We start from the raw sequence: 12855 nt of genomic DNA on the forward strand, positions 1-12855 counted from the left end.
CAACCCTGGCGAGGCCAGCCAGGGGTAGTTGCAGGGAGTAAGGCCGCAGGTTTGGTTCCACCATCGACCCAGAAGAGGATTTCGACGTGATCAACAAGCAGAACCTTCGCATCAACGTACTCGCCGCCGCCGTACTGTCGCTGACCGCAGGCGCGGGCATGGCCCAGGCCGCCGACCTGAAGGTCAGTGCGCCGCAGCAGCAGGTCCCCGCTGCGCAGCAGCAGGCGGCGAACGGCATCATCGTCAAGTACAAGGCCGGCAGCAGCGCGGCGAGCAGCAGCGCGGCCAAGGTGGCGGTCGTCAATGGTGCGCTGTCGCGTGCCACGTTGTCCGGCAACCGCGGCACCGCCAGCGCCCGCGCTGCCGCGTTCAGTCCGCAGGTCGCACGCCGTCTCGGCGTGGGTGCCGACCTGATCCGCCTGAAATCCCGCCTGGCCGGTGCCGACCTGGACAAGGTGCTGGCTGAACTGCGCGCCGATCCGGCCGTGCAGTACGCCGTGCCGGACGCACGCATGTATGCCATCGATGCCGGCACGCCGGCGCGCGCGCGTGCCGTCGTCCAGGCTGACGCAACGCCGGCCCTGGTGCCGAACGATCCGTACTACGCGCAGTACCAGTGGCATCTGAACAGCGCCACCGGGGGCATCAATGCACCGGCTGCGTGGGATGTGGGGGCCGGCGAAGGCGTGGTGGTGGCGGTGCTGGACACCGGCATCCTGCCGCAGCACCCGGACTTTGCCAGCGGCGCGCTGCTGCCCGGCTACGATTTCATCAGTGATGCGGAAACGTCGCGTCGTCCAACCGACGAGCGCGTCCCCGGTGCGCTGGACATGGGCGACTGGGTCGAGAACGACAACGAATGCTACGACGGCTCGCTGGCCGAAGACAGCTCGTGGCACGGCACCCACGTGGCAGGCACCATCGCCGAAGCGACCAACAACGCGCTCGGCATGGCTGGCGTGGCGCACAAGGCCAGCGTGCTGCCGGTGCGCGTGCTGGGCAAGTGCGGTGGCTACCTGTCCGACATTGCCGATGCGATCACCTGGGCATCGGGTGGCACCGTCGCTGGCGTTCCAGCCAATGCGACCCCGGCCGACATCATCAACATGAGCCTGGGCGGCGGCTCGGCCTGTGACCCGCTGTACCAGGATGCGATCAATGGCGCGGTATCACGCGGCACCCTTGTGGTGGTCGCGGCCGGCAACTCGGCCTCCAACGCGGCCAACTTCCGCCCGGCCAGCTGCAGCAACGTGATCGCAGTGGGTGCGAGCCGCATCACCGGCGGCATTGCCTCCTATTCCAACTTCGGTACGGTCGTCGACCTGTCCGGCCCGGGCGGCGGTGGCGGTGTCGACGGCAACCCGGGCGGCTACGTGTGGCAGGCAGGTTACAACGGCACCACCACCCCGACCTCCGGTGCCTACAGCTACATGGGCATGGCCGGCACCTCGATGGCTTCGCCGCATGTCGCCGGCGTGGCTGCCCTGGTGCAGGGCGCGCTGGCCGATGCGGACCGCGATCCGTTGACCCCGGCGGAGATGGAGACGCTGCTCAAGCAGACCGCGCGTGCGTTCCCGGTCACCATCCCGGCCGGTACGCCGATCGGTACCGGCATCGTCGATGCCAAGGCGGCACTGGATGAAGCGTTGAAGGAGCCGTGCACCGAAAACTGCGCACCGCCTGCCACCCCGCTGACCAACAAGGTCGCCGTGGGCGGCATCGCCGGCGCCAGCGGCAGCGAGAAGCTGTACAGCTTCGTCGCCACGGCCGGCAAGCCGGTCAGCTTCGTCACCTACGGCGGCACCGGCAATGTGTCGCTGCACGTGGGCGCGGACACCGGCACCTCGACCGTGGTGTACACCGCCAAGTCGACCCGTGCAGGCAATGCCGAAACCGTGCGCATCACTGCGCCGGTGGCTGGCACCTACTACGTGAAGCTGGCCGGTGACGCGGCGTTCTCCGGTGTCTCGCTGCTCGCCACGCAGTAAGCCATCACGTTGATGTAGACGGACTGNCGAACTGCTAAAGTCTGGACGATTGCAGGCGAGGCACTTTGTGAACGCAGTAGCCGACCAGGTCAACGTGGACACCATCGAAACGTCGCTGATCGACGCGCTGCTCCTGCGCGGACGGTTGAAGGATGCCGATCTGGTCCGCGCCCGCACCCTGCACGCCGAATCCGGTGGCAGCCTGCTGTCGCTGCTGGTCCGCCTGGGTCTGGTGTCCGAACGCGACCAGGCGCAGGTAAGCGCCGATGTGCTGGGCGTGCCGTTGCTGGATGCGCGGCAGATGCCGGAAACACCGCCGTCGTCGCTGGTCGATGCGTTGCCGGTGACACTGCGCTTCCTCAAACAGTTCCACGTCTGTCCGGTTTCGCTGGATGAACAGGGCCTGCTGCTGTGGCAGGCCGACGTGCATGATCCGTATCCCTGCCAGGCGATCAGCCTGGCCATGGGCGTGGACGTGCACCCACGGGTGGGCCAGCGGTCGGAGATCGACGACCAGATCGAGCGCTGGTTCGGCCAGGGTCGCAGCGCCATGGGCGCGATCGTGGAAACCGCAGATGGCGAAGGGGCCGCGGTGGATGACATCGAGCACCTGCGTGACCTCGCTTCCGAAGCGCCGGTGATCCGGCTGGTGAACCTGGTCATCCAGCGTGCGGTGGAACTGCGCGCCTCGGACATCCACGTAGAGCCCTTCGAAACCCGACTGAAAGTGCGCTACCGCGTTGACGGTGTGCTGATCGACGGGGAAAGCCCGCCGTCCAATCTCACCGCCGCGGTGATCAGCCGCATCAAGATCATGGCGCGGCTGAACATCGCAGAACGTCGCCTTCCGCAGGATGGCCGCATCATGCTGCGCGTGCAGGGCAAGGAGCTGGACCTGCGCGTCAGCACCGTGCCGACCGCGCATGGCGAAAGCGTGGTGATGCGCCTGCTGGACCGCGAAACCGTGGTGTTCGATTTCCAGCGCCTCGGCTTCACCGAGGAATTCCTGCCGGCCTTCCGCAAGGTGCTCGAGCAGCCGCACGGCATCCTGCTGGTCACCGGGCCGACCGGTTCGGGCAAGACCACCACGCTGTATACCGCGCTGAGCCAGCTCAATACCGCCGACGTCAAGATCATCACCGTCGAAGATCCGGTCGAGTACCAGATCGAAGGCATCAACCAGATACAGGCCAAGCCGCAGATCGGGCTGGACTTCGCCAATGCGCTGCGCAGCATCGTGCGCCAGGATCCGGACATCATCATGATCGGCGAAATGCGCGATCTGGAAACCGCGCGTATCGCGATCCAGTCCGCGCTCACCGGGCATCTCGTGCTGTCCACGCTGCACACCAACAACGCCGCCGGTGGCATCACCCGCCTGCTGGACATGGGCGTGGAGGACTACCTGCTGACCTCCACCATCAACGGCATCCTGGCCCAGCGCCTGGTGCGCCGCCTGGAGCCAACCCATGCCGAACGCTATCCCGCTTCGCCGGAGGAAATCGAACGCTTCGACCTGCGTCGGCTGCAGCCGGAAGGCACCATCCACCTCTATCGTCCGCGACCATCGGCGCTGGCGCCCACCGGCTACCTGGGGCGCACCACGATCGTCGAATTCCTGGTCATGAACGATGAACTGCGGCGCGCGGTGATGCGCCGCGACGGCATGGGCGAGATCGAACGCATCGCCCGCAGTGGCGGCATGCGCACCATGTACGAAGACGGCCTGCTGAAGGCGCTGGCCGGCCAGACCACGCTGGAAGAAGTCCTGCGCACCACCGAGGAAGGCTGAGCATGCCGGTGTTCCGATACAAGGCACTGGATGCGCAGGGCGAAGTGGTCGATGGCCAGATGGAAGCGGCCAGCCAGGCCGAACTGGTGGTCCGGCTGCAGGAGCAGGGCCACCTGCCGATGGAAACCCGCCTGGCCAGCGAAGGTGGGCTGGAGGCGGGACGCCTGCGCGGGCTGTTCAAGCAGCGCCCGTTCCAGGGTGCCGCGCTGCTGCAGTTCACCCAGCAGTTGTCCACGCTGCTCGGTGCCGGCCAACCGCTGGACCGCGCCCTGACCATCCTGCTCAGCCTGCCCGAAGACGAACGCTCGCGGCGCGTGGTCAGCGAAATCCGCGACACCGTGCGCGGCGGCGCATCGTTGTCCAGCGCCCTGGAGCGCCAGCACGGACTGTTCTCGCGCCTGTACATCAACATGGTGCGTGCCGGCGAAGCCGGTGGCAGCCTGCACGACACGCTGCAACGGCTGGCCGATTACCTGGAGCGCAGCCGCGCGCTGCAGGGCAGGGTGGTCAATGCGCTGATCTACCCGGCGATCCTGCTGGTGGTGGTCGGCGGGGCCCTGTTGTTCCTGCTCGGCTACGTGGTGCCGCAGTTCGCGCAGATGTACGAGAGCCTGGATGTCACGCTGCCTTGGTTCACCCAGCTGGTGCTGGAGCTGGGCCTGCTGGTGCGCGATGGCTGGATCTTCTTCATCGTGGTGCCGGCGCTGCTGGCCTGGCTGGGCGAACGCAAGGCGCGGCAGCCCGCGTTCCGGCTGGCGCTGGATGGCTGGCTGCTGCAGCGCAGGGGTATCGGTGGCCTGCTCGGCAAACTGGAGACTGCGCGGCTGGCCCGCACCCTGGGCACCCTGCTGCGCAATGGCGTGCCGTTGCTGGCGGCGCTGGGCATTGCGCGCAACGTGCTGGGCAACCGCGCGCTGGCCGCCGATATCGACCTGGCCGCCGATGAAGTCAAGAACGGCAACGGACTTTCGGCCGCATTGGCACGTGGCAAGCGCTTCCCGCGGCTGGCGCTGCAGATGATCCAGGTCGGCGAGGAATCCGGTGCGCTGGATACCATGCTGCTCAAGACCGCAGATACCTTCGAGCAGGAAACCGCACGCAGCATCGACCGCATGTTGTCGGCGATGGTGCCGGCGATCACCCTGGTGCTGGCCTCGGTGGTGGGGCTGGTGATCATCGCGGTGCTGGTACCGATGTACGACCTGACCAATGCCATTGGCTGACCCTGTTTTCCCCGTGGAAAGGAACCCCTGACGATGCGACACCGTCCCCTGAAAGCTTTTACCTCCGCTCGCCGCCAGTCCGGCATGAGCCTGCTGGAAATCATCATCGTCATCGTGCTGATCGGCGCGGTGCTCACCCTGGTGGCCAGCCGCGTGCTGGGCGGTGCCGACCGCGGCAAGGCGAACCTGGCCAAGGCCCAGGTGCAGACCGTTGCCAGCAAGATCGACAACTACCGCCTGGACACCAACCGCCTGCCGGGCAAACTGGATGAACTGGTCACCGCGCCCAGTGGCGTGAACGGATGGATGGGCCCCTATGCGAAAGCATCGGACCTGGACGATCCGTGGGGCCGGCCGCTGGATTACCGTGCCCCCGGCGAGAGCCAGGACTATGACCTGATCAGCCTGGGCAAGGATGGCAAGCCGGGTGGCACCAGTTTCGATGCGGACATCCGCTACGAACAGTGATGCAGCGAAGAGCCCGCACATGCCTGGGCTGAGCCGCCTGCGCCTGCAGCCGATGCCCGCGTGCCACCCGCGCGTGGGCGGCATGTCGCTGCTGGAAATGCTGCTGGTCATCGCGCTGATCGCGCTGGTCGGGCTGGTCACCGGCGGCATGTTCGCGCGTGGCATGTCCGGTGCCCAGCTGCGCAATGCCGGCAAGGAGCTGGCCAACCAGCTGCGCCTGACCCGCGCCGAAGCCATCGCGCGTGGTTCCGTGCAGCGCTTCGTCATCGAGCCGCGTGCGCGCCGCTGGGAAGGAGCGGGCGGACGCAGCGGCAACCTGCCCGAATCGTTGCAGGTGAGCTTCGAGGGGGCCGCGCAGCTTCAGCCGGGCGCTGGGCGCGGCGCGATCGAGTTCCACCCCGATGGCGGCTCCAGTGGTGGCCGGATCGTGCTGAAGCGAGGCGACGCCCGATGGCGCATCGACGTGGGATGGCTGACCGGTGAAGTGCGCTCCGCTCCGGATGCAGCCCCGTGACACACGCACGGTACGCAATGCGGGTACGTCGCCGCGTGGGTGGTTTCACCCTGCTCGAAGTACTGGTGGCGTTCGCGCTGCTTGGCATCGCGTTGACCCTGCTGCTGGGTACCCTGTCCGGTGCCGCGCGGCAGGTCGGGCAGGCCGATGTACGCACCCGCGCGGTGCTGCACGCACAGTCCCTGCTGACCAGCGTGGGCATCGAGTCGCCACTGCAGGAAGGCCAGCAGCAGGGCCGCTGGGAGCAGGGCCGTTACCAGTGGCAACTGCAGGTGCGTCCCTACGTGGAAGGCCGTGGTACGCCCGCGCCGCCCGCTCAGGCGCAGGCATCGGCCGGCCCACGCCTGGTGGAGCTTGAACTGCAGGTGCGCTGGACCCAGCCGCGCGCCGGTGAACTGCGCTGGCGCACGCTGCGCCTGCTGCCGCCGACGCTGGAGGCCAGCCCATGAACCATCGCGCATCAGGCTTCACCCTGATCGAAGTATTGCTGGCCACTGCGCTGCTGGCCGCGGGGCTCGCGTTGGCCTTTGTCACCGTGCGTTCGACCATGACCATCAGCCAGCGTGGCGAGGCGATCGCCGCCGACAACGAGCGCATGCGCGCGGTGCAAGGACTGTTGCGACGGCAGTTGAGCCAGGCCCTGCGCAGCCGCATCGAGCCCGCCGATCCTGCGCGGGAACCAGTCTATTTCATCGGTGAAGCGCAGCGCCTGCGCTTCGTATCCGAAGTCCCGGGCTATCTCGGGCGCGGTGGATCCTACGTGCATGACCTGCAGGTGGTACGCAGCGGGCAGGGCGTACGGCTGCAGCTGGGGCTGGTGATGGTGCAGGACGGCGTGCAGATCCAGGAACGTCCCCCGCGCGCGCCGGAGCCGCTGGCCGATGGCCTGCGCCAGGTGACGCTGCGCTACCGCGGCCGCGACGAAACCAGTGGCCAACTGAGCGACTGGGTGGACGCTTGGCCGGATACGCGCCGCCCGCCGTTGCTGGTTTCCGTGCAGGTGCAGCCGCTGCGCGGACCGGCGTGGCCGGAACTGCGCGTGGCGCTGGAAAACAGCGGCCAGGAGCAGACGCGATGACCGGCGTGCGACCCCGCCCCCAGCGCGGTGCGGCACTGGTCCTGGTGCTGTGGCTGATTGCGTTGCTGACCGCGCTGGTCGGCGCCTTCGCCTTGTCGGCGCGTATCGAACAACTGCAGCAGCGGGTGCAGGACGACACCGGGCGCGCGCAGGAAATCGGCCGTGCGGGGGTGGCGTATGCCATGTCGCGGCTGCGCGCCGATCCCGCGCGTCCCCCCTGGCAGCCCGATGGACGGCCGTATCGTTGGCAGTTCGATGGTGCGAAAGTGGATATCCGGATTGAAGACGAAGGCGGCAAGATCAACCTGAACCTGGCCGACGCCGCCTTGCTCGAGGGCTTCCTGCGCGCACTGCAGGTCGACCCGCAGCAGGCAACGCAGCTGGCCGGTGCGATCATCGACTGGCGCGACGCCGATGACCTCAGTCCCGCTGGAGGCGGCGCCGAGCTGGGCGACTATGTCGCCGCGGGCCTGCCGTACGGCCCGCGCAACGCCCGCTTCGAGACCCTTGGCGAGCTGCAGCGGGTGCTGGGAATCACCCCGGCGCTGTACCGCCAGATGCGGCCGATGGTGACCCTGCACGGCCGCCAGTCACGCCCTGACGGACGTTTCGCGCGCGGACCGGTGTTGACCGCGCTGGGCCTGGATGCCGCCCTGGTGTTGGCCCAGCGGGAGCAGGAATGGAGCGGCGCAGACGATCCGTCGCGTCCTGCCTCTATTGCCAGCGGCAGTGGCACCTATAGTATCGACTGTCGGGTCACGGATGACCGGGGTCGCATCGCCAGCAGCCGGGCCGTGGTGCGCAATGCCCAGAGCGTGGCGATGGGGCGGGCTTACACAGTGCTTGAATGGGAGCAGGGAATGGCATCGCAATGACAGCGTGGCAGCAAGGATTCAGGCAGGTAGCGGCACAGGTAGCGCCGCGGGCCGGCCACTTCCTGCACTGGTGGCGGACTTCACTGCTGGCCTGGTTGCCGGCCCGCTGGCAGTGGGCGCTGGGCTGGGCGCCAGCGCGCCTGCTGCTGCGGCAACGGGATGACCAGTTGCATCTGGAACGTGAAATCGGCACCCAGCGCCTGGCTGTGGCCACGCTGCCATGGCCGTGCCAGGCCGCCGCGCTGGCCGCCGCACTGCCGCCGCGCCTGCAGCGTCTGCCGCGTTACTGGCTGTTGGATGGCGGCCAGGTGCTGCGCCGCACGCTGCGGGTTCCGGCTGCTGCAGCGGGTCGCCTGCTGGACGTGATGGGCTTCGAAATCGATCGGCAGACCCCGTTCACCGCCGACCAGGTGAGCCACGACGTACGCCTGTTGGGTGATGCCGGCGCAGGCCAGCTGGATGTCGAGCTGGTGGTGCTGCCGCGTGTGCGCCTTGAGCAGTGGCAGCAGGCCGTTGGCAGCTGGGCCGATGCAGTCAGTGGCATCGACGTATTGGATCGCTCTGGTGAACCGTTGAAGGTGAACCTGCTGCCGCCTCCGTTGCGCCGGCACATGCGCAATCCCCAGCTGCGGCTGGAGCTGCTACTGGCGCTGGCCGCGCTGGTAATGTTGCTGCTGGCGGGTGGCCAATTGCTGCATAACCGCGAACAGGCCGCCGATACGCTGCGTGCAGAAGTCGAGCGCAGTGCACGCAACGCACGTGGCGTGGCCGATGAACGCGCGCGCCTGCAGGCGCTGGTGGATGGGGCGCGCTTCCTTGACGAAGAGCGTCACAAGCGACCGACGATGCTGGCGGTATGGAACGAATTGAGTGGGAAGCTGCCCGATGGCAGCTTCCTTGAAAAGATCGGTGTGGAGAACCAGCAACTGCAGTTGATCGGGCTGAGCCGCGAGGCCAACCAGCTGGTGCCGCTGCTGCAGCAGTCCGCCCTGTGGCAGCGGGTGAACCTGACCGGCGTACTGCAGGCCGATGGAACCGCAGGCGGCCGTGACCGCTTCACCTTGACCGCCGAGCTGCGTGCTTCGGCCGACGCTGCCGCCGCCATGGCGAAGAAGGGAGCGGCCGATGCCGGTGCCAACGACGCCCCGTGACCGCTGGCTGGCGCTGGCGCTGCTGCTCGCCGTGCTGGCGCTGGCCTACCTGCTGCTGGTCCACCCCTTCTTTACCGTGCCGTGGCGCGCGATCGACCAGGAAATCGTCGCACTGCAGGAACGCCAGCACCGCGTGCAGGTACAGATCGACCAGCGACCGGAGGTGAGCGCGCGCCTGCAGCAGGTGCAGCAGGCGCTGCGTGAGCGGCCTGGCTTCCTGCCCGAAGCCACCGCCGAGGCGGCGGCGGCGGCATTGTCCTCGCGCGTCCAGGACGTGGTGCTGTCCGCCAGCCCGGGGAACCGCGGCTGCGTGGTCAGCAACCGCACGCCGATGCCGGACAACCGCACCGAGGCCAGCTATGTCCGGGTCGCCTTGCAGGTCAGGTTGCGCTGCGGCGTGGATGAAACAGCCAGCGTGCTGCACGCGCTGGAAACCGGGACGCCACGCCTGTTCGTGGAAAACCTCAACATGCTTGCGCAGCGCTTCCAGCAGTCCACCGAAGAAACCGGTACCGGCCTTGACGTGTCCTTCGAGCTGATCGGTTATCTGCAGCCGGGAATCGCCGAGGCCGGTGCGGCCCCTGCCTCTATGGGAGATGACGAAGCGGCAGCCGTGGCAACGCGGACCGCGTCCGCGCCGGCCACCGACGAGGTCGATGCCGCCGGCAACCCTCCTGCCGACGTGGAGCAGACCGATGCAGAGTGAGCGCTTCAGCCTGCGCGGCGCGATCCTGCTGGGGCTTGCCCTGCTGGCGGCGGCGGCCTGGTTGGCCACCGTGCTCGGTGTGGGTACCCGCATCCGTGGCGAAGACAACAGCGAAGTGGCGGCGCCCCGCCTGCCGACGCTGCCCGATGCCGCGGCTGATCCGATGGCCGCACCGTCCAGTTTCACCGCCATCACCGAGCGTCCGGTATTCGCCGAAGATCGCCGGCCGCATCCGTTCCGCCTGGGGGGGCAGCAGCAGGCCACGCCCGGGGGTGCGCTGCGCTTGACCGGCGTACTGCTCAGCGGCAGCTTCGGCATGGCCACGCTGTCCGGCGACAACGACCGTTCACTGCGCCTGCGCCTGAACGGGGAGGCGCTCGAAGGCTGGCAGCTGCTGGCGCTTGAGCCGCGCCGGGCGACCGTACTTGGCCCCGACGGTGCCCAGGTGCTGGAACTGGCGGTATTCGATGGCCAGGGCGGGCAACCGCCTACCCAGCTACGCGATCCGCGTGCGCCCGCCGGCGCGGCACGGCCGGGCATCGCCGTGCCGCCCCCCGCCGCCGCCGCGGCACGCGCAGGGCAGCCGAGCCCGGCGGTGGTTCCTGCAGCTGCCGCGCCCATGCCGGCTGCCAAGGAAGCGCCTGCCAACCAGGGCCCCAGCGAAGAACAGATGCGCGCGATCCGCGAACGCATCCGTGCCCGCCGCGAGCAACTCCAGCAGCAACAGCAACGCCAGTCGACGCCGCCCCCCGGCGGCGCTGCCAACCCTTAGAGTGAAAGCATGAACCTGCGTTTCCTTAGCTGCTCTTTCGCCCTCGCCCTGCTGGTCGGATGCACGACGGTGCCCACGCCGGACGTGCAGCGCAAGGCGCGTTTCGACACCGGCATCAGCACGCCCACCGAGACCCTCGAGACGGAAGAGCAGGGCGCGCCGAAGGCGGTGATCCGCCGCGGCACCGGCACGATGATCAACCGCAGTGCCGCAGCGGCGCGGTCACCTGCGCTGGCGCAGGCCAGCAGTGGCGATGCCACGTTCAATTTCGAAGGCGAGTCGCTGCATGCGGTGGTCAAGGCCATCCTGGGCGACCTGCTGGGTCAGAACTACGTCATCGCGCCTGGCGTGCAGGGCACGGTGACGCTGGCCACGCCCAAGCCGGTGTCCGGCGCGCAGGCGCTCAACCTGCTGGAGATGGTGCTGGGCTGGAACAACGCACGCATGGTCTACAGCGGCGGCCGCTACAACATCGTGGCCGCCGACCAGGCGCTGGCCGGTACGGTGGCGCCGAGCACCGCGCCAGCGGCCAATGCGCGCGGATTCGAAGTGCGCGTGGTACCGCTCCAGTACATCTCCGCTGCGGAGATGAAAAAAGTGCTGGAGCCCTACGCGCGGCCCAACGCGATCGTGAATGTTGACAGCGGACGCAACGTCATCACCTTGGGTGGCACGCGCCAGGAACTGGAAAACTACCTGCACACCGTGCAGATCTTCGACGTCGACTGGTTGTCCGGGATGTCGGTGGGCGTGTTCCCGATCAGTTCCGGAAAGGCTGAACAGGTCTCCGCCGATCTGGAGAAGATCTTCGGCAAGGACAGCGAGACGCCCAGCGCGGGGATGCTGCGCTTCCTCCCGCTGGAAAACGCGAATGCGGTACTGGTGATCACCCCACAGGTGCGTTACCTGGACCAGATCCAGCAGTGGCTGGATCGCATCGACACCGCCGGCGGTGCGCCACGGCTGTTCTCCTATGAGCTGCGTTACGTCAAGGCGCGCGATCTTGCCGAACGGCTGGCAGAGGCCTTCGGCAGCAGCGGCAGTGGTCGTGGAGGCGACAGCGGCGCCTCGTTGGCACCGGGTGGTACCAGCTCGCGGATCGACGGGGGCGACAGTCGCGCGCAGGACGCCGGACTGGAAAGCAGTGCGTCGGGGACCTCCGGTAGCAGCCCCGGCCAGGGGGGTTCTTCGATGAGCCTGCCGCAGCGCCAGTCAGGCAACGCCAGCGTCACCCTGGAGATCGCCGGTGACACGGTCGGCGTGTCCGCCGTGGAAGAAACCAACACCCTGCTGGTGCGCTCCACGCCGCAGGCCTGGCGTTCCATCCGCGAGGTGGTGGAAAAGCTGGACGTGATGCCGATGCAGGTGCATATCGAAGCCCAGGTCGCCGAGGTCAGGCTGACCGGTGAGTTGAGCTATGGCGTGAACTGGTTCTTCGAGAACGCCGTGCAGGGCGTCGGGTATACCGGCGCGGTGGGCGGCGCCACGCTGCCCAATGCGGCAGGCCGCGACATCTGGGGGACCTTCTCCGGTGCGGTCACCGGCGGTAGCGGACTGGGCTGGACCTTCCTCGGGCGCAATGCCGCCGCAGTGGTCAGTGCCCTGGACAAGGTGTCCGATGTCCGGCTGCTGCAGACGCCCTCCATTTTCGTGCGCAACAACGCCGAAGCGACCCTCAACGTAGGTGAGCGGGTGCCGATCACCAGCACCTCGTTCAACAGCGGCGTGGGCGGTGGGACCTACGGCCAGGTGCAGTACATCGATACCGGCGTGATCCTGAAGGTGCGGCCACGGGTGACCCGTGATGGCACGGTGTTCCTGGATATCGTGCAGGAGGTGAGCAACGCCGAGGCGGTCGCCAGCAACTGCGACCAGGCCAGCGGCGGCTGCAACCCGCGCATCACCACGCGCAAGCTGGCCACCGAAGCGGCGGTGCAGAGCGGCGATACGATCATGCTCGCCGGACTGACCACCGACTCCGGCACCGACAGCAGCAGCGGCATCCCCGGCCTCAGTCGTATTCCGGTGGTTGGCGCGCTGTTCGGCAGCAAGGGGCGCAACAGCGGGCGCTCGGAGGTCATTGTCCTGCTGACCCCGACCATCGTCCGCAACGGCCAGGAATCCCGGGACCTGACCGACGAATACAGCCGACGTTTCCGCGCCATGGAGCCGATCAACACGCCGCGCGGGAAATAGCGAACGACAGGGACGGTCGCATTGCGGCCGTCCTGCTTGCTACGCTCGCCCTACACGGCCGCGGCAACCGCCCGCCGTGCATCCACAGCGGA

At 68.0% G+C, this 12855-nt stretch carries 12 protein-coding genes; all 12 read left to right on the forward strand.

Annotated elements, in window-relative coordinates:
- The first annotated feature begins 86 nt into the window (after positions 1-86).
- The 12 genes from IFT63_RS12125 (at position 87) to gspD (ending at position 12763) form a co-directional block, all read left to right on the forward strand.
- The gene (locus tag IFT63_RS12125; RefSeq protein ID WP_192084352.1) at positions 87-1988 is read left to right on the forward strand and encodes a S8 family serine peptidase; all 1902 of its coding nucleotides are present in this window, start codon (positions 87-89) and stop codon (positions 1986-1988) included.
- 67 nt (positions 1989-2055) lie between these two features.
- A complete protein-coding gene (gene gspE / locus IFT63_RS12130) occupies positions 2056-3780 on the forward strand; it encodes a type II secretion system ATPase GspE (RefSeq protein WP_042614244.1) in 1725 nt (574 codons plus the stop codon).
- Positions 3781-3782: 2 nt separating this feature from the next.
- Positions 3783-5003, forward strand: a complete 1221-nt coding sequence (locus IFT63_RS12135) for a type II secretion system F family protein (protein ID WP_192084353.1) — start codon at positions 3783-3785, stop codon at positions 5001-5003.
- A 33-nt stretch (positions 5004-5036) separates the two neighbouring features.
- Positions 5037-5471: a type II secretion system major pseudopilin GspG gene (gene gspG / locus IFT63_RS12140; protein WP_223181789.1), complete on the forward strand. Its 435-nt coding sequence runs from the start codon at positions 5037-5039 to the stop codon at positions 5469-5471.
- Between the two features lie 19 nt (positions 5472-5490).
- Positions 5491-5985, forward strand: a complete 495-nt coding sequence (locus IFT63_RS12145) for a GspH/FimT family pseudopilin (RefSeq protein WP_192084354.1) — start codon at positions 5491-5493, stop codon at positions 5983-5985.
- A gap of 17 nt (positions 5986-6002) precedes the next feature.
- Complete coding sequence (locus IFT63_RS12150) at positions 6003-6434, forward strand: prepilin-type N-terminal cleavage/methylation domain-containing protein (protein WP_192084606.1); 432 nt, start codon at positions 6003-6005, stop codon at positions 6432-6434.
- Positions 6431-7063, forward strand: a complete 633-nt coding sequence (locus tag IFT63_RS12155; protein WP_192084355.1) for a prepilin-type N-terminal cleavage/methylation domain-containing protein — start codon at positions 6431-6433, stop codon at positions 7061-7063. The genes IFT63_RS12150 and IFT63_RS12155 overlap by 4 nt, the downstream gene beginning before the upstream one ends.
- Positions 7060-7938 (forward strand): type II secretion system protein GspK, encoded by an 879-nt coding sequence (locus IFT63_RS12160; protein WP_192084356.1) that lies wholly within the window; start codon positions 7060-7062, stop codon positions 7936-7938. The genes IFT63_RS12155 and IFT63_RS12160 overlap by 4 nt, the downstream gene beginning before the upstream one ends.
- Positions 7935-9089, forward strand: coding sequence for a PilN domain-containing protein (locus IFT63_RS12165; RefSeq protein ID WP_192084357.1), 1155 nt, complete (start codon positions 7935-7937; stop codon positions 9087-9089). Before IFT63_RS12160 ends, IFT63_RS12165 begins: the two co-directional genes overlap by 4 nt.
- A complete protein-coding gene (gspM, locus tag IFT63_RS12170; protein WP_080335170.1) occupies positions 9064-9795 on the forward strand; it encodes a type II secretion system protein GspM in 732 nt (243 codons plus the stop codon). Before IFT63_RS12165 ends, gspM begins: the two co-directional genes overlap by 26 nt.
- Complete coding sequence (locus IFT63_RS12175; RefSeq protein ID WP_042614252.1) at positions 9785-10567, forward strand: hypothetical protein; 783 nt, start codon at positions 9785-9787, stop codon at positions 10565-10567. The genes gspM and IFT63_RS12175 overlap by 11 nt, the downstream gene beginning before the upstream one ends.
- 9 nt (positions 10568-10576) lie before the next feature.
- On the forward strand, positions 10577-12763 hold the full coding sequence (gene gspD, locus IFT63_RS12180; RefSeq protein WP_042614253.1) for a type II secretion system secretin GspD: 2187 nt from the start codon (positions 10577-10579) through the stop codon (positions 12761-12763).
- Positions 12764-12855: the final 92 nt, after the last annotated feature.

The organism is Stenotrophomonas sp. CFBP 13724 (assembly GCF_014841975.1).
Classification (GTDB): Bacteria; Pseudomonadota; Gammaproteobacteria; order Xanthomonadales; family Xanthomonadaceae; genus Stenotrophomonas; species Stenotrophomonas lacuserhaii.